At 54.3% G+C, this 18,345-nt stretch carries 13 protein-coding genes; 11 read left to right on the top strand and 2 right to left on the bottom strand.

What is annotated here, in order from left to right; genetic code table 11:
• Positions 1–322: 322 nt before the first annotated feature.
• The 5 genes from HALO_RS16935 (at position 323) to sucD (ending at position 8,551) form a co-directional block, all read left to right on the top strand.
• The gene (locus tag HALO_RS16935; RefSeq protein WP_050714203.1) at positions 323–3,157 is read left to right on the top strand and encodes a 2-oxoglutarate dehydrogenase E1 component; all 2,835 of its coding nucleotides are present in this window, start codon (positions 323–325) and stop codon (positions 3,155–3,157) included.
• Between the two features lie 38 nt (positions 3,158–3,195).
• The gene (gene odhB / locus HALO_RS16930; protein ID WP_050713731.1) at positions 3,196–4,776 is read left to right on the top strand and encodes a 2-oxoglutarate dehydrogenase complex dihydrolipoyllysine-residue succinyltransferase; all 1,581 of its coding nucleotides are present in this window, start codon (positions 3,196–3,198) and stop codon (positions 4,774–4,776) included.
• Positions 4,777–4,910: 134 nt separating this feature from the next.
• Positions 4,911–6,350, top strand: a complete 1,440-nt coding sequence (lpdA, locus tag HALO_RS16925; RefSeq protein ID WP_050713730.1) for a dihydrolipoyl dehydrogenase — start codon at positions 4,911–4,913, stop codon at positions 6,348–6,350.
• Between the two features lie 162 nt (positions 6,351–6,512).
• The gene (gene sucC, locus HALO_RS16920; RefSeq protein ID WP_035577585.1) at positions 6,513–7,679 is read left to right on the top strand and encodes an ADP-forming succinate--CoA ligase subunit beta; all 1,167 of its coding nucleotides are present in this window, start codon (positions 6,513–6,515) and stop codon (positions 7,677–7,679) included.
• A complete protein-coding gene (gene sucD / locus HALO_RS16915) occupies positions 7,679–8,551 on the top strand; it encodes a succinate--CoA ligase subunit alpha (protein ID WP_009287300.1) in 873 nt (290 codons plus the stop codon). The genes sucC and sucD overlap by 1 nt, the downstream gene beginning before the upstream one ends.
• Before the next feature lie 91 nt (positions 8,552–8,642).
• Here the strand turns inward: sucD and HALO_RS16910 are convergent, their stop codons facing one another.
• Positions 8,643–9,668 carry a lysylphosphatidylglycerol synthase transmembrane domain-containing protein gene (locus HALO_RS16910; protein WP_050713729.1) on the bottom strand — a complete coding sequence of 342 codons (1,026 nt, stop codon included), beginning with the start codon at positions 9,666–9,668 and terminating at the stop codon, positions 8,643–8,645.
• Complete coding sequence (locus HALO_RS16905) at positions 9,646–10,764, bottom strand: glycosyltransferase family 4 protein (RefSeq protein WP_035577587.1); 1,119 nt, start codon at positions 10,762–10,764, stop codon at positions 9,646–9,648. Before HALO_RS16905 ends, HALO_RS16910 begins: the two co-directional genes overlap by 23 nt.
• A 201-nt stretch (positions 10,765–10,965) precedes the next feature.
• On the opposite strand from HALO_RS16905, the gene HALO_RS16900 reads away from it, so the two are divergent.
• From HALO_RS16900 to HALO_RS16875, 6 genes are all read left to right on the top strand, one after another.
• A complete protein-coding gene (locus tag HALO_RS16900; protein ID WP_035583164.1) occupies positions 10,966–11,382 on the top strand; it encodes a CopG family transcriptional regulator in 417 nt (138 codons plus the stop codon).
• Positions 11,383–11,435: 53 nt separating this feature from the next.
• Positions 11,436–12,647, top strand: a complete 1,212-nt coding sequence (locus HALO_RS16895) for an extracellular catalytic domain type 1 short-chain-length polyhydroxyalkanoate depolymerase (protein WP_035577590.1) — start codon at positions 11,436–11,438, stop codon at positions 12,645–12,647.
• Positions 12,648–12,829: 182 nt separating this feature from the next.
• Entirely contained in the window at positions 12,830–14,455 is a 1,626-nt protein-coding gene (locus HALO_RS16890) for a methyl-accepting chemotaxis protein (protein WP_050713728.1), read from the top strand.
• A 643-nt stretch (positions 14,456–15,098) separates the two neighbouring features.
• Complete coding sequence (locus tag HALO_RS16885; RefSeq protein ID WP_050713727.1) at positions 15,099–16,199, top strand: NAD-dependent epimerase/dehydratase family protein; 1,101 nt, start codon at positions 15,099–15,101, stop codon at positions 16,197–16,199.
• Between the two features lie 15 nt (positions 16,200–16,214).
• On the top strand, positions 16,215–16,991 hold the full coding sequence (gene rfbF / locus HALO_RS16880; protein WP_035577595.1) for a glucose-1-phosphate cytidylyltransferase: 777 nt from the start codon (positions 16,215–16,217) through the stop codon (positions 16,989–16,991).
• 7 nt (positions 16,992–16,998) lie between these two features.
• Positions 16,999–18,345 carry an NAD(P)H-dependent oxidoreductase gene (locus HALO_RS16875; RefSeq protein WP_050713726.1) on the top strand — a complete coding sequence of 449 codons (1,347 nt, stop codon included), beginning with the start codon at positions 16,999–17,001 and terminating at the stop codon, positions 18,343–18,345.

Here is an 18,345-nt window from a genome sequence, read left to right as displayed (position 1 = left end):
TGCCACTTAAGTTGGGTGATAATGCCACTTAAATCATGGCGCTTCGCTTGTTATCATAGGGTTTGTCACGCGGTGCGGCGTCACGTCGCACCGCTGATCAGACAAGTTTGAAAGCCGGTGCCTGGGGTACCGGCTTTCGAGCATGAACTGAAGACGAAACACCGTATGAAAAGTTTGAGAACGAATAGCTAGATGAACAGGGTTTCCGGCCGTTGGCCGGCGCCGCCGGCAAATGTCCCGCCCCGCCGGCAGGGCAATAGCGATGTCGCCGCACGTTTGCGACGATACCGATACCACCCCATCAGTGCAGGGTGAACGAGAGATGCAACAAGGCATAATGGAGTTGATGTGGCGTTCCTCTCACGTTAGTGGCGGCAATGTTCACTACGTGGAAGCGCTTTACGAGCAGTACCTCGCCGATCCTGAGTCTGTCCCTGACGAATGGCGCAGCTATTTTGACCAGTTGCCGCGCCCCGAGGGCAGTGCCTCCCACGATGTTCCACTAAGCCCAGTCCGTGATCAGTTCTACCAGTTGGGGCGCGAAAGCCGCCCGGGCCGTGTAGTCGCCGCTGCCGATAGCGGTGAAAACAAGAAGCAGGTAAAAGTCCTGCAGCTGATTAACGCTTACCGCTTCCGTGGCCATCAAAAGGCCAATATCGACCCGCTAGGACTGCGTAATCCCACCCCCGTCCCCGACCTCGATCTGTCCTTTCATCAGCTTTCAAAAGCTGATCTGGACACCGAGTTCCAAACCGGTTCTTTCTTTTTAGGTATCGACAAAGCGCCACTGCGTGACATCGTGGATGCGTTGGAGCGTACTTATTGCCGCTCCATCGGCTGCGAGATCATGCATATCGTCGATACGGAAGAGAAACGCTGGTTACAGCGGCGTTTCGAGTCGGTACGCAGTGCGCCTGATTTCAGCGCCGATGTGCGTAAGCACGTGCTGGAGCGTTTGACGGCCGCCGAAGGTTTGGAGAATTACCTGGCATCCAAGTATCCAGGTACCAAGCGTTTTGGTCTTGAAGGCGGTGAAACCTTTGTGCCGATGATGGATGAACTTATCCAGCGTGCTGGCGGTTATGGCACCAAGGAAGTGGTCATCGGCATGGCGCMCCGTGGTCGACTCAACCTGTTGGTCAATATATTGGGTAAAAACCCAGCTGACTTGATTGATGAGTTCGACGGTAAGAAAGTCATTGAACGCGGCTCAGGCGATGTGAAGTACCACCAGGGCTTCAGTTCAAACGTCATGTCACCGGGCGGCGAAGTCCATTTGGCGATGTCGTTTAATCCGTCGCACCTGGAAATTGTCGCGCCAGTCGTAGAGGGCTCTGTGCGTGCCCGCCAAGATCGTCGTAACGACGAAGAGGGCAGCAAAGTGCTGCCGATCAACGTCCACGGTGACGCGGCTTTTGCTGGTCAGGGTGTGGTGATGGAGACATTCCAGATGTCCCAGACCCGTGCTTATAAAACCGGTGGCACAGTCCACATTGTGATTAACAACCAAGTGGGCTTCACCACCTCGCATCCGCTGGATGCTCGCTCTACCGAATACTGCACTGATATTGCCAAGATGGTTCAAGCGCCAATTTTCCACGTCAATGGCGATGACCCGGACGCAGTGCTGCACGCCACCCAAGTGGCTCTCGACTATCGCCAGCAGTTCAAAAAGGACGTGGTGATCGATCTGGTTTGCTATCGTCGTCGTGGCCATAACGAAGCTGACGAGCCGTCAGGCACGCAGCCGATGATGTATGCCAAGATCAAAGATCATCCCTCCGCGCGGTCGCTGTATGCCAAGCGCTTGGTTGAACAGGGCGTGCTCTCTGACGAAGACGCCAAAGCGATGATAGAGACCTATCGTGATGATCTAGTGGCAGGCAATCACGTGGCCAATGCATTGGTGCAAGAGCCCAATGCTTCTCTATTCGTTGACTGGGCGCCTTACCTGGGCCACGAATGGTCGGGCGATGCCGATACGACCTTCGATATGAAGCGTCTGCAGCAGCTAGCCGCTCGAATGTGTGAGGTGCCGGATGGCGTCGACGTACAGCGCCAGGTGGCCAAGATTTATGATGACCGGCGTAAGATGCAGGCTGGCGGTCTGGCGCTTAACTGGGGCTTTGCGGAAACGCTGGCCTACGCCACTCTGCTAGAGCAGGGCCMCCCGATTCGGATTACCGGGCAAGACGTTGGTCGCGGTACTTTCTCCCACCGTCATGCGGTGGTGCATAACCAGAAAGACGGCACCACCTATGTGCCGCTGCAGAACATGGCCGATGGTCAGCCGCGTTTCACCATTCATGACTCTATCCTTTCGGAAGAAGCGGTTTTGGCGTTTGAGTACGGTTACTCAACCACCGCGCCGAATGACTTGGTGATCTGGGAAGCCCAGTTCGGTGACTTCTTCAACGGTGCCCAGGTGGTCGTCGACCAGTTCATCTCTTCAGGTGAAACGAAGTGGGGTCGTGTGTGTGGTTTAACCATGCTGCTGCCACACGGCTACGAGGGCCAAGGCCCAGAGCACTCTTCGGCACGCTTGGAGCGCTTCCTGCAAATGTGTGCCGAGCACAACATGCAGGTTTGTGTACCGACCACGCCCGCGCAGATTTATCATCTACTGCGTCGTCAGGTGATTCGTCCGCTGCGTAAGCCGCTGGTGGTCATGACACCTAAATCGCTGCTGCGCCATAAAGAAGCGACGTCGAGCCTTGAAGATCTCGCCCACGGTAAGTTCCACATGGTACTTGCTGACCAGGCGGATCTTGTGCCAGAGAAGGTCACCCGCGTGGTGCTATGTGCTGGCAAGGTCTACTACGATTTGGCTGCGTGGCGCGCTGAGAATGAGCGTCATGACACAGCAATCTTACGTGTTGAGCAGCTCTACCCCTTCCCGAAAGAAGAGCTTCTGGAAGCGCTGCAAGACTACACCAACATAGAAGACATTGTGTGGTGCCAGGAAGAGCCGCTTAATCAGGGCGCTTGGTATTCCAGTCAGCACAATATGCGTGCAGTGGCCGATATGCTGAAAGATGGCCTCGGACGCGACTTGAAATTTGCTGGACGTCCCGCCTCTGCTGCTCCTGCAGCTGGCTATATGTCCGTCCACACTGAACAGCAGCGCCAGCTGGTGGAAGACGCTTTTAATTTATAAGCGACCACCGGATTTAGAGAACACATAAGGGAAACGACATGGCTACTGAGATCAAAGCGCCAACCTTTCCGGAATCCGTTGCCGAAGGCACAGTGGCGGCGTGGCATAAAAAGCCGGGTGACAGCGTTGAGCGTGACGAGCTGATTGTTGAAATCGAAACCGACAAAGTAGTACTCGAAGTTGTCGCACCGGAAGCGGGTACCCTGACCGACGTAATGGCCGAAGAGGGCGATACCGTTCAGTCAGAGCAAGTATTAGGCAAGATTGGTGAAGGCAGTGCTTCTAGCGACAGCGGCAAGAAAGAAGAAAGTGCTTCTGAAGCGCCGAAAGAAGAAGCAGACAGCAAACCATCCGAAGACAAGCCAGCCAGCAGCGGTAACGGTGGCGGCAAACAGCACGATGTAAAAGCCCCCAGCTTCCCTGAGTCGATACAGGAAGGCACCGTGGCTACCTGGCACAAAAAAGTCGGTGAAGCGGTCAAGCGCGATGAGGTGCTGGCCGATATCGAAACCGACAAAGTCGTGTTGGAAGTCGTGGCGCCGGCCGATGGCGCCCTGGCTGAAATTAAAGCCGAAGAGGGCAGCCAGGTGGAATCTGAAGCCATTCTAGCGACCTTCACTGAAGGCGCTGGTGGTGACAGCAGTGGTGGCGATAGCGGCGGCGATTCAGCACCCGCTAAAGCAGGCAGCAGCGATGACGATGGCGCCGATGAGAAAGTGGGCGGCAAGATCCTCGCCCCGGCTGCGCGTAAAATGGTTGCCGAGCACGACCTGGACGTTGCCAAGATAGAGGGCACCGGCAAAGGTGGCCGTATCTTGAAAGAAGATGTTCAGAAAGCGGTCAAAGATGGCTCCGCCAAGAAAGCAGCGAAATCGGCTGCACCGGCGAAAGCAGCCGCTGCACCGGCTGCCGAAGGTGAGCGCATCGAGAAGCGCGTACCCATGAGTCGCCTGCGTCAGACAATCGCCAAGCGCCTGGTACAGGCGCAGCAAACCGCGGCGATGCTGMCCACGTACAACGAAGTGGACATGACCGAGATCATGGCCCTGCGTGCGCAGTACAAAGAGACGTTCCTAAAAGCTCACGATATCAAGCTGGGCTTTATGGGCTTCTTTGTCAAAGCAGMTTCAGAAGCGCTCAAGCGTTATCCGGATGTGAACGCCTCTATCGACGGCACCGACATTGTCTATCACGGTTACCAGGATATCGGTGTTGCTGTATCCACCGACCGTGGTCTGGTCGTGCCGGTACTGCGTGACACCGACAGCATGAAAATTGCTGACGTTGAACGTACGATTGTTGATTTCGGTAAGCGTGGCCGCGACGGTAAGCTGGGCATGGACGACATGATTGGTGGTACTTTCACAATCACCAATGGCGGCACCTTTGGTTCCTTGATGTCGACCCCGATCATCAACCCGCCGCAAACCGCCATTCTGGGCATGCACAAAATCCAGGATCGTCCGATGGCAATTAACGGCAAGGTCGAGATTCGCCCGATGATGTATCTGGCGCTCTCTTACGACCACCGTATGATCGACGGCAAAGACGCCGTTCAATTCTTGGTTACCCTTAAAGAATTGCTGGAAGACCCGGCACGTCTGTTGCTGGATGTCTAAAGCACCAACGTCGTACTGAATGAAATAATGATTCAGTACGCTACTGCTTAACCAGGATTTATCTGCAATTGCACACAGCCTCGCGCCCGGTTTGAGTTATCGCGGCGTGAGGTCAGCAAGCTAAAGGAGCCAACATGGCTGATAAGTTTGATGTGATCGTTATCGGTGCCGGCCCTGGCGGTTACGTCGCCGCCATTCGCGCTGCACAAATGGGCCTAAAAGCGGCCTGTATCGAAAAATGGATCGGTAAAGAAGGCAACGTTGTCCACGGTGGCACCTGCTTGAACGTGGGCTGTATCCCGTCTAAAGCGCTGCTTGAAGCATCCCACAAGTTCGTTGAAGCCAAGCACGATTTCGACGATATGGGCATTCAGGCCGGCGMCGTCTCCATGGACGTTACCAAGATGATGGCGCGCAAGGACAAGATCGTTAAGAACTTGACCGGCGGCATCTCTGGCTTGTTTAAGGCCAATGGCGTTACTGCGATCGAAGGTACCGGTAAAGTGGTGTCTGGCAAGCAGGTTGAGGTCACTGACAACGACGGCAATACCACCGCCTATGATGCCGATAACATCGTTATCGCTGCGGGCTCAGTACCGGTGGAAATTCCGCCGACCCCGTTGACCGAAGGCTTGATTGTCGACTCTACCGGCGCGCTGGAATTCACCGAAACACCCAAGCGTTTGGGCGTGATTGGTGCTGGCATCATCGGTCTTGAGCTGGGCAGCGTATGGAACCGTCTGGGCTCAGAAGTCACCGTGCTTGAAGCAATGGACGGCTTTCTGCCGATGGTAGACGCCACAGTCGCCAAAGAGACGCAGAAGCTGCTCAAGAAGCAGGGACTGGATATCAAACTGGGCGCTCGCGTCACCGGTTCTGAAGTCAAAGGCGAAGAAGTCGTTGTGAAGTACAGCGATGCCAACGGCGAACAAGAGATGACCTTTGATAAGCTCATCGTCTGTGTTGGTCGTCGTCCCTACACCAAAGGTGTCATCGCCGACGGTGTCAGCATTGAGCTGGATGAACGCGGCTTTATCTTTGTCGACGACCAGTGCCGTACCAACGTGCCGGGCGTTTACGCCATCGGTGACTGTGTACGCGGCCCGATGCTGGCGCACAAAGCATCTGAAGAAGGCATCATGGTGGCGGATATTATCGCTGGCCATAAAGCTGAGATGAACTACGACACTATTCCTAGCGTCATCTATACCTACCCGGAAGTGGCGTGGGTCGGTATGACCGAGCAAGATGCCAAAGCGAAAGGCATCGAAGTCAAAACCGGCACCTTCCCGTTTGCGGCAAGTGGTCGCGCGATGGCTAATAACGCCACCGAAGGCAGTGCCAAAATTATCGCTGATGCGGAAACTGACCGTATTCTCGGTATGCATATCGTGGGTCAACACGCTGGCGAGATGATCGCCCAAGGCGTGATTGCCATGGAATTCGGCTCTAGCGCCGAAGACCTGGCCCTGACCTGCTACGCGCACCCGACCATGTCGGAAGCTGTTCACGAAGCAGCGCTTGCGGTAGATGGCCACGCGATTCATATGGCCAATCGCAAGAAGCGTAAGTAATTTAGTTAAACAACGAAGCGCCACCTTTTAAGGGTGGCGCAAACTTTCGGCTTTGTCTTAATCCACAAAGATCGAAAGAACGGGGATGGCCAGTTCTTTTAAGACTGTTCTTAAAAAAAGCTGATCATCGTTCGAGTCACATGCAACCAATGGCATGAATCGATGAATCTTCACGAGTATCAAGGTAAACAGCTGTTTGCCGATTATGGTCTACCAGTGTCTAAAGGCTTTGCTGTCGACACTCCCGAAGAAGCCGAAGAGGCTTGCAAAAAAATCGGTGGTGACATGTGGGTGGTTAAAGCTCAGGTGCACGCCGGTGGCCGTGGTAAAGCGGGTGGCGTTAAGCTGATCAAAGACCCGGCTGAAGCTAAAGCCTTTGCTGAAAAGTGGCTGGGCAAGAACTTGGTTACCTTCCAGACTGACGAAAAAGGTCAGCCGGTTGCCAAGATTCTAGTTGAAACCTGCACTGACATCGCCGACGAGCTGTATCTCGGTGCCGTTGTCGACCGTACTACCCGTCGCGTGGTCTTCATGGCCTCTACCGAAGGTGGTGTAGAGATCGAGACGGTTGCGGAAGAGACCCCGGAAAAGATTCTCAAAGCCGAAATCGATCCGCTTGTCGGCGCACAGCCGTACCAAGCGCGTGAGCTAGCCTTTGCTCTGGGCCTGAAAGGCGACCAGATCAAGCAGTTCACCAAGATTTTCTTAGGCCTGTCTCAGCTGTTCCACGACAAAGACCTGGCACTGCTAGAAATCAACCCGCTGGTTATTACCGACGAAGGCAACCTACACTGCCTCGACGCCAAGCTGGGTCTGGATAGCAACGCGCTATACCGTCACCCTGATCTGCAGGCAATGCGTGATCCTTCGCAAGAAGATCAGCGCGAAGCCGATGCGGCGAAGTGGGAACTTAACTATGTCGCACTTGATGGCAACATCGGCTGCATGGTTAACGGCGCAGGCTTGGCCATGGGCACCATGGACATCGTCAACCTAAGCGGCGGCAAGCCCGCTAACTTCTTGGACGTTGGCGGCGGCGCCACCAAGGAGCGCGTGGCAGAAGCGTTCAAAATCATCCTGTCGGATGACAATGTTAAAGCCGTACTGGTTAACATTTTCGGCGGTATCGTACGTTGCGACATGATTGCTGAAGGCATTATCGGTGCCGTTGAGCAAGTGGGCGTCAATGTACCGGTTGTCGTACGTCTGGAAGGTAACAACGCCGAACTGGGTGCTGAAAAACTAGCATCTAGCGGTTTGAACATCATCGCGGCTACTAGTCTGACCGACGCGGCTCAGCAGGTCGTTAAAGCGGCGGAGGGCAAGTAATGAGCATCCTGATCGATAAGAACACCAAGGTCATCTGCCAGGGCTTTACCGGTGGCCAAGGCACGTTCCACTCCGAGCAGGCGATTGCCTACGGTACGCAAATGGTCGGTGGTGTTACACCGGGTAAAGGCGGCCAGGAGCACCTCGGTCTGCCCGTTTTCAACACCGTGAAAGAAGCGGTAGCGAAAACCGGCGCGGAAGCCAGCGTTATCTACGTACCGGCGCCGTTCTGTAAAGACTCAATCCTTGAAGCGGCCAATGCCGGTATCAAGCTGATTGTGTGCATCACTGAAGGCATCGCTACGCTAGACATGCTCGAAGCAAAAGTGAAATGTGACGAGCTAGGCGTACGCCTGATCGGCCCGAACTGCCCCGGTGTTATCACCCCAGGCGAATGCAAAATCGGCATCATGCCGGGTCACATTCACCAGCCGGGCCGCGTAGGTATCGTATCTCGTTCTGGTACCTTGACCTATGAAGCCGTTAAGCAGACCACTGATCACGGTTTTGGTCAGTCTACCTGTGTGGGCATCGGTGGCGACCCGATTCCGGGCTCTAACTTCATCGACATCCTTGAGATGTTCGAGAAGGATCCGAAAACCGAAGCTATCGTTATGATCGGTGAAATCGGTGGTACAGCTGAAGAAGAAGCGGCAGCTTACATCAAAGCCAACGTTTCCAAGCCCGTGGTTTCCTACATTGCCGGTGTGACTGCGCCTCCTGGCAAGCGTATGGGCCACGCGGGCGCGATCATCTCTGGCGGTAAAGGCACCGCTGACGAGAAGTTTGCTGCTCTAGAAGACGCCGGTGTTAAAACTGTGCGCTCTTTGGCTGAAATCGGCGATGCGCTGAAAGAAGTCACTGGCTGGTAAGTCACTGACGTTTAGCTGCACGCGATAAGGGCGCCCCTCGGGGCGCCCTTATTTATTGGGGCCATGTTATTAAGGGCCATGTTATTAAGGGCTATGGCGTCGGTGAACGGCGTAGCATTCGGTAGCTATATAGAATAAACAGCGGTGCGCCTGCCGCCAAATAAAGATGATAGCTGACCAACCGCCATACCAATACTGCTGCAGCGGCCTGCTCGCGTTCCATCAACGGCAGTAACAGGCCACCCACGCCCACCTCCGCAGCACCCGCGCCGCCGGGCAGAAAGCTGAACTGACTGGCAGCCATGGCCAGCATTTGGGTTAGAAACGTCCACATCCAATCTGCATGACCGCCCACCCCTAGCACTGCCAAATAGAGCAAGCTATAGCGCATCAGCCAATGCGCCGTGGTCAGTAATAGCATCGCGAATAGCGTAGTGCGCGGCAGCTCAAGCGTCACCTTTAACGCATGCCGMCAGCGCAACAAACGCCGTGCTAGCCAGCGCCGCCGATAACGGCTTGGCCATGGCGTGTTCACACTGGGTGAGCGTAATAGGCTGGGTAAATAGCGCATGACCACAATCACCAACGTTGCCATAAAGGCTAAGCCGGCCAGCGCCCACTGTACCAACGATTGATGTGGCCATTGGGTGTCGCTAAGCAGCGAAAACAGCACCAGGCCGCTCAGCATCGCCAGGAAGAACAGTAAGTCGCAGCCTTGGTCGATCAAGAACACCGCCGCGCCTTTGGCGGGCGGGAAGCCGCGCTGGGCAAGCAGCATCAGTAGGGTGACTGGGCCACCGCTGCCGCCTGGGGTGGCGCACAGGGCAAATTTAGACGCCAGTTCAATGCCCAGAGCGCCGCCTTGGCCTAGCTTGCCTGCACGGCCACCCAGCATCAAACGTAGCCTTGCCGCATTGAGATTCCAGCACACAAAGGCCATTACCAGCATCAATAGTAACAGCCCGAGCGGAAAGTGTTTGACGCGCAGCAGTGCCTCAGCGCCACCCAGCCAGGCGGTGAGCACCAGCGGCGCACTCAGCGCCAAGACAATCATCACGCCGTGGATGGGTCGCCACTTGAGTAGCTGGCGACGATTAGTGGTGTTGGTTGAGTGCATACGGTTGACTGCCGTGGCAAAGGTACTGGTAGTGCTCAAGCAGTGAGTGCATGACGCCATCCCAGTTGAAATGGCGCTCTACATGGCGGCGCGCATAGCGCCCGCTGGAGGCCACGTCATTACTAAACAGTGCCACACACGCCTCAGCCATGGCAGTTGGATCAAGCGGTTTGCATAAAATACCCGCCCCCAGCGGCACATTTTCTGCCAGTGCACCTGCATTGGCTGCTATTACCGGAAGGCCACTGGCCATCGCTTCCTGGGCAATTAAACCGAAGGTTTCGCGGGTGCCAGCGTGCAGCAGTGCATCGCTACTGGCCAGGGCTTTAGCCACCTCATGGGCGCCACAACATCGGTCCACAATGGTGACGTTGCTGGGAACGTGATGCGGCATGCCGGGGCCCATCAGCAACAAATGATAATCGCTACCTAGCTGGCGCATCGTCGCCAGCAGCACATCAATATTTTTCTCACGGGAGTTACGTCCCACAAAGATCAGCAGCTTCTTATCGTTGGCTATACCCATGGTTTGGCGGAAAGCCGGGTCATGCTGCTGGGGATTAAATTGCGTCAAATCGACGCCTAGTGACTGCACGCGAACGTTATCAACGCCCCAATCCCGAAGCCGGTTCGCCATAGCATGACAGGGCGCTAGCACGCTATCGAACTGGCTATAAAGCTCAGTGACATAGCGTGTTAAGCGCTTTTCAACGTAGTGCCCAAAGCGGTCACCCATCAAGCGTGGAAGGTCGGAGTGATAGAAGCCTACCACTGGCACGCCAAGGCGCTGACCCGCGGCCAGCGCTGCCCACGCCGTTACATACGGGTCGCCAGCCTCAATAAGATCAGGCTTTAGATCAATCAAGGTATCTCGCCAGGGCGACCCACGCAGCGGAAAACGGTAGCCCTGACCCAAGGGCAGATGTAGTGCCGGTAAGGTGTGGTGATCGCCGAGGCTATCGCGCTCCGCCCCCGGCACAAGCAGGCTGGTACGCAGCTGTGGAATGCGCGAAAAAACGCGGTGTTTGGCCTGCAAATAAGTACGCACGCCGCCGCTGGCGGGGGCATGAAACATCGTCACATCGGCAATGTGCAAGCTAACCTCCAGTCCTACCCAGTGTCATCGTTTCACCATAAAGGAGAAATAAGTCAGTTCGACGACACTTGAACCGATGCGCTGGACTATTTATGAGACTAAACTATTATAAATACCATCCACATGGATGGTATGTGGAGTCTATTTAGATGCTATAGTGCCAATGGGATGTTCAATGACGAGCACAACGAGGCTTCACACATGAGCGTGCACGAACTGCGCCGCAAGAGCGGCGACTCTAGCGAGAAGATTACTATCAATCTGGGGGTCGTTGATCTGGGGCAGATCGACCTGCTGGTTCAGGAGGGTTTTTACTCCAACCGAACCGATCTGATCCGGACGGCTATCCGCAATCAGTTGGCAAACCATGCTGATGTGGTGAGAGAGACCGTCACCCGCAAATCGTTTGTGCTAGGGCTTGAGCACTACAGTCGCGCGGATTTAGAGGCCCTGCAGTCGGCAGGGGAGATGTTGCAGATTCAGGTGCTGGGTATGGCCAGCATTGCCGACGATGTAACGCCGGAGCTTGCCCTTGCCACCATCGAGTCGGTGGTCGTATTGGGGGCACTTAATGCTAGCAAAGCGGTTAAAGCCGCTCTGGCGGATCGAATCCACTGAAGCGCCTGCCACTCAACAGGCAACCACTGCATCACTAAATAGGGACTTTGATCATGATTGACGCCACTGTGACGAAACGAATGGAAGAAGCAACGCGACTCACCCGTGCAGGGAAACTTCACGAGGCCATGGCCCTTCTCCAGGGCAGCGTGCCCGAAGCTGGGCGTGATGCAACACCGGATAACGCTTATCGAGGKGGCAATACCTTCGACGGAGCCTGCGAGGTTATCGACGAAGAAGCAACTGTATCCAAGCCAGAGCCTGCTGATTCGCCAGCCGGAGCATTCACGCCCAACGATATTAAGGTGCCTGCTGCATGGCGGGATAAGTGGATGAAGTTTCGCGGTGGGATGGCGCAACCCGAGCAAGCACCTAGTGTCAGTGAGGAAGCACAGCCCGGGGCGTTCACTGCTGGTCGGTTTACCAACCATGTGGGAGCACGTGATTACAAACTGTATATCCCTAGCGGCTATACCGGTCAGGCACTGCCGCTGGTGGTGATGCTGCATGGCTGTACGCAAAACCCCGATGACTTCGCTGCAGGCACCGGTATGAACCGGCTGGCCGAAGACCAGCTATTTTGTGTGCTCTATCCAGCTCAGCCGATGACCGCCAATAATTCCAAGTGCTGGAACTGGTTTAAAGCCGAAGACCAGCAGCGGGAGGGCGGTGAACCGGCGATTTTGACTGGCATGACTCGCCAGATCATCGACACCTATGGACTCGATGCCACCCGTGTCTATGTGGCAGGGCTCTCGGCCGGCGCTGCCATGGCAACCACCCTGGCAATGACCTACCCGGATCTCTTTGCCGCGGTGGGCGTGCACTCCGGGTTGCCCCATGGCGTAGCCAAGAGTCTTCCCGATGCTTTAGGGGCAATGCAGGGCGGCACTGGCCCCCTGGGAGGCGGTAACAACGCCAAACAAGCTAGATGGGCGTCGGATGTGCCAGCGATTATCTTTCATGGTGATCGTGACACCACCGTGCACCCCAGCAATGCGGATCGCGTAGCCGCCCAGTACAGCACGTCGTATCAAGCAGGGGCGACAGTGGAGAAGGGGAAGGTAGCCAATGGCCACGGCTATACCTGTACCACGCACCATAATGCGAAAGGCGAAACTCATCTGGAGCAGTGGCAGGTACACGGGGCGGGCCACGCTTGGTCGGGCGGCAGCACGAAAGGAAGCTATACCGACCCGAAAGGCCCCAATGCCACCAAGGAAATGCTGCGTTTCTTCTGTCAGCATCGGCAGATAGTGTCATAGAGCTGGCCGATATCCGCTCAGGTTATGTCTAGTCTGTCAGTAAGTTAGCGAGGTGAGACGCGCTGGTATAGTAGATACTCTTTGATTATGTATAAAAGTTGACAATAGTTTGCAAAGGTTGAGTTACAGTTTTCATTCTTGTTGCCTAAAATCCTAGCTCTTTCACTTGTTAGGATTTGGCAATGCTTTCACGGTTCAAGATCGGTACACGGCTCGCACTGGCTTTTGGCTTGGTCTCGCTATTTCTTTTGGGCACTTTAATAGCGGGAATTATGGGCATCACCTTCACCAAAGATACTGCCCAAAAAACCCTGGACACGGACGTAGCTCTAGCAAGCAATGCCGCTGAAATTCAGCGTCTGGCATTGCAAGCGCGGCGCTTTGAAAAAGATATCTTCATCAATATTGACAGTCGTGATCGTGTAGCGGCTTATCAGCAAAGTTGGGCGGCGACCATCGAAGAAATACAGGCCGCTTTCCAGGCGGGTAGCCAAATTGCCGATAAAGATAGCCTCAATGCTTTGTACCAACAGGCAGGAAGCGCCCTCCAGGGGTATGAAGAGGGTTTTCTGTCAGTCTATCGCCAAATTGAGTTAGGCAGTATTACCGAAACCTCTCAAGCCAATCTGGCTTTCGGTGAGCATAAAGATAGTATCTACCAGCTTGAGGAGTTGGCTGATGAAATTAGCCTAGTGGCTGCTGAAGGGGTCAAGACGGCTAATGAGGCGATAAATGCTGAGTATCGTTTGGCTATTTGGCAGCTTTGTATTTTTTCGGGGGTGGCGTTGTTGATGGCGCTGGCGCTGGCAATTGCCATTACGCGTAGCATCGTTCTGCCTTTGCGGCGGGCCGTTGAGGTTGCCCAGCGCGTAGCGGAAGGAGATCTGCGACACGATATCGTAGCCACAGGGCGTGATGAAACGGCTCAGTTATTAACCTCCATGGCCGAAATGAGTAAAGCGCTCACTACTCTGGTCGCATCACTACGTGACTCCAGTGAGAATGTCTTGAACGGAGCCAATGAGATTGCCCAAGGTGGGCAGGAGCTCGCCGCTCGCACTGAGCAGCAGGCAGCTGCCTTGCAGGAAACGGCTTCTAGTATGGAGGAGATGACGGCAACGGTTCGTCAGAATAGCGATTCAACCAAAGAGGCTGATACGCTGGCCCATAATGCTTCGCAACAGATGCAAAGCAGTGGCGAAGAAGTTTCCCGAAGTGKGGAATTAATGCGCGAAGTGACAGCCGCATCGCTTAGCATGGATAAGATCGTTGAGGCCATCGATACGATTGCATTTCAAACTAATATCCTGGCTTTAAACGCCTCCGTTGAAGCGGCGCGTGCTGGTGATAAAGGCCGTGGGTTTGCGGTGGTGGCAACAGAAGTGCGTGCGTTAGMAAGCCGCAGTGCCGCTTCAGCAGGTGAGATTCGCACTATGCTGGACGATACGCGTAGCAAAATAAAGCTATGTTCTGACCAAGCGGAGCGAGGCGCTGCGACTATTGGTGAGACGGAAGCGGTGATCCAGCGCCTTGCTATGCTGATGGTCGAGGTCTCTTCTGCCACTCGGGAGCAAAGTAGTGGTATCGAGCAGATCAATACGGCTATTACTGAAATGGATTCTACTACTCAGCAAAACAGCACCCTGGTTCAGCAATCGACTAATGCAGCCTTTTCCTTGGAAGATCAGGCTGGGCGTCTTCGCGAGCTGGTAGCTGCCTTTCAGATAGATGAAGCTGTCGTGCAAAAGGCATCAGAGTACAAACCTGCCAAGGCCTTACCCACGGCAGCAAGACAAGCAGAATTCTAGTAAGTTGATAGAAGCAGCGGCGTCTCAAGTGCGCTGCTGCTTTTGTAACGGCCTAATAAAATTTAACTGCTAGGCTGGGCCATCAGCAAACGGACCTATTCCCAAGCTTATACGCTCTTCAACTTCGACTTGGATACGCCTTTTTTGTTATCAATTACTACGGGCATAAACTCCGACGCTCCCTCAACTGCTTGGTGAGCTGCTGGGTAAGGAAGCCCTCGTGAACTGAGTGCTACTCGATTGCGACTGCCACTTGGTTGCCGTCAGAATCTATATCAAACCGATAGCTGAAAAAAAGAAGGAGTGACCGAAAAGGCACTCCTTTTGCCGTGTTGTCGGATGAAAAAAATAGTACCGCAGACTAGATTTTTAACCCGCCTTTGCTCTTGACAGTAAAAGAGCCGTCTCTTATTTTGAATGTAAGTTTTGGTATTTTTTTTGTTTCAAATTGTGAGTGTTTAGTGGCATAGTTTGTGAGGAATAATGATTAGTGCATAGGGAATTCATAAACAGGTAATCAATAAGTGACTAGTAAGAAATAGCTCTTAAAGAAAGCTGGTTATTAGTAGTAACAGAGTTCTAATGTTTTATTCGGAGAAATAACCAGTTTTATAGTGATAATAATTATTGATGAGGTGGTGTTTTGAAAATCTTAATTGTGGGGAATATGGGTTATKTTGGCTCCGTTGTGGTGCGGGAGTTAGCTTTACGTCACCCAGCCGCCACTCTTCATGGGTACGACACTGCCTACTTCGCACACTGTTTGACGGGGGCCGAACTGTTTCCCGAGCGTTATCTCGACCAACAGTTTATGGGGGATGTGCGAGATATTCCGGATGATTTTTTTGCAGGCTATACGGCAGTGGTTCAACTGGCAGCGATTTCCAATGACCCTATGGGAGACCGTTTTGCCGTAGTGACAGATGAGGTCAATCACCAGGCGACGTTTGATATTGCCATGGCAGCGGCTCAGGCGGGGGTAAAAAACTTCGTTTTTGCCTCAAGCTGCAGKATTTATGGTGTCGCTCTGGGGGCACCGCGTAGTGAAGTGGATCCCGTGGCACCCGTTACCGCTTATGCCTGTTCGAAAATAGCGGCTGAAAAAGCGTTAGCCGGCATCGAGGGCGACATGGTGATTACTAGCTTGCGCTTTGCGACTGCCTGCGGAATGTCAGAACGTTTACGGCTCGATTTGGTGCTCAATGATTTTGTTGCCGGTGCCCTGAGTCAGCAGCATATTAGCGTGCTTAGCGATGGATCACCCTGGCGGCCCTTGATCGACGTTTCTGATATGGCCCGCGCTGTCGACTGGGCAATACAGCGCAAGCCTGAAAATGGCGGACGCATACTCAATATCAACACCGGCTCGAATGCACGCAATCATCAAGTGCGAGACTTAGCCGCGGCGGTTGCCCAGGCAATCCCCGGTACCACGCTGAGTATCAATACCCAAGCCCCGGCGGACAGCCGTTCCTACCAAGTGGATTTCAGCCTGTTTGCAAAATTGGCACCCGAGTACCAACCCCAGATGACACTTCTCGATTCGATCATGGGGTTGATCAATGGGCTCAAAAGCATGGAGTTCTCGGATACCCAGTTCCGCGCCTCGCGCTATATGCGTCTGCATGCGCTACAGGCCCATATCGCTGCGGAACGGCTATCTGAAAGCCTACGCTGGAAAATTTGTGATGCAGTCACTCCGGGTGCTTTGCCTGCCACTACCCACGTTAACCTTGAGGCCTGAAACGGAGGCTTGACTATGAAAGTCGCAATTTTCGCAGGAGGGTTTGGAACGCGCTTAAGTGAAGAAACCGCCATTCGCCCCAAGCCCATGGTGGAAGTAGGTGGTCGGCCTATCCTTTGGCATATCATGAAGATGTACGCCCATCATGGCTTAAAGGAGTTTATCGTCCTGGGTGGCTATAAGGTGGAGTACATTCGCGACTATTTCCTCAATTATCGCGGTAATCGAACCGATTACACCATAGATCTGAAGACAGGCAACGTCGACTGGCTGCAGAGTGTTAACGATGATTGGAAAATCACCGTGCTGGATACAGGCGCCGATGCCATGACCGGTGGACGTCTCAAAAAGGCTATGTCTTACCTGGCAGATGAACCTTTTTGTTTGACCTATGGTGATGGGTTAAGTGATCTGAATATTAATGCACTGATCGACTCACATCTGGCCTCGAATAATTGGTGCACACTGACGGCAGTAACGCAGCCGGGCCGCTATGGCGCGCTACGCTTGAAAGAGGGCAATAGCCAGGTAGAGGGCTTCCGTGAAAAGGGCGAAATCGATGGAGGGCTTATCAATGGCGGCTTCTTCGTCTGTCATCCGGAAGTGTTTGAGACGATCGATGATAGCCAGACCGTATGGGAAAACGGGCCCATGAACCGGATGATTGAGATGGGGAAATTAGGCTACTTCCATCATAACGGTTACTGGCAAAGTATGGATACGCTGAGAGACAGAATGGTGCTTGAGACCGCCTGGGCAGAAGGCGCCCCCTGGAAGCTTTGGAAGGAATGAACCAACAATGATTATTGTTGATACAGCGCTTGCCAAACGAGAGGCGCAGGGTAATCCCATTCGTGTGGGGATTATAGGGGCGGGGTTTCAAGCGGGTGGTATCGCTCTGCAAATTATGACCGCGACGCCCGGAATGCGCCTTTGTGCCGTTGCCAATCGCCATATGGCTGCCGCGGTCAAGGTCTTCCAGCAAATCGGGATTGAGCCAGTCGCTTGTGACACCCAGCAGCAACTGGAAGCGGCGATTGCGGCTGGGCGACCGGCGGTCACCGAAGATGCTGTGGCACTGGCGAGGGCTGAAGGGTTGGATGCGATCATTGAAGTCACCGGGTCGTTGGAGTTCGCGGCACATGCTGTTCTGGCGGCGCTGGAGAGTGGTAAAGACGTCATCCAAATGAATGCGGAACTCGACGGCACGATCGGCCCTATCTTGAAAGTGAAAGCTGATCAGATGGGGGTTGTCTATAGCTTTGCCGATGGCGACCAGCCTGGCGTGCAGATGAACCTCTATCGGTTTGTCGCCGGGCTAGGCATTAAGCCTGTGCTGTGTGGCAACATTAAAGGCTTGCATGACCCTTATCGCAATCCGGCTACCCAGGAAAGCTTTGCCAAACGCTGGGGGCAAAAGCCGGCAATGGTGGCCTCTTTTGCTGATGGCACCAAGATATCGTTCGAACAGGCGATCGTCGCCAATGGAACCGGTATGCAAGTGGCGCAACGCGGTATGTTGGGCCCTGATTTCTCCGGTGGCGTAGCCGGTGGCCCTTTACTGCCCATCGAACAGGCGGTGTCGGCATTTGAGCCCTACTTGAACCCAGAGGAACCGGGTTTGGTTGATTATGTTGTTGGAGCGCAGCCAGGGCCGGGCGTATTTGTGCTCGGGACAATTGATAGCCCCCGCCAGCGCCACTATCTCGAACTCTACAAGTTGGGCGAGGGGCCATATTACTGCTTCACAACGCCCTACCACCTTTGCCATTTCGAAGTGCCCACGTCCGTTGCCCGTGCCGTGCTTTTCCGTGATCCAGTGTTATCCCCCTTAGAGGGCCCGAGGGTGGGCGTTATCGCCATAGCCAAAAAAGCGTTGCGAGAGGGGGAAACAATAGAAGAACTCGGCGGTTTTGAAGTCTATGGTGTGGCGGAAAACATTGAGGTAATACGCAGGGAACGGCTGTTGCCTATCGGGCTAGCGCTAGGCTGTCAGGTAGTGAGGCATGTGGAAAAGGATGCGGCGCTAACCTTTGATGATGTGCGTATACCGCCCGGGCGGCTGATCGMCCGTCTATATGCTGAACAGGAAGCTATGTTTGCCCTGGAGCCGATGTCGGTCGTTGCTGCCACTTTCACGGAGTAA

The sequence above is a fragment of the Halomonas sp. R57-5 genome (assembly GCF_900070345.1).
GTDB lineage: Bacteria > Pseudomonadota > Gammaproteobacteria > Pseudomonadales > Halomonadaceae > Vreelandella > Vreelandella ventosae_B.
This window is presented reverse-complemented; position numbering and strand designations above follow the sequence as displayed.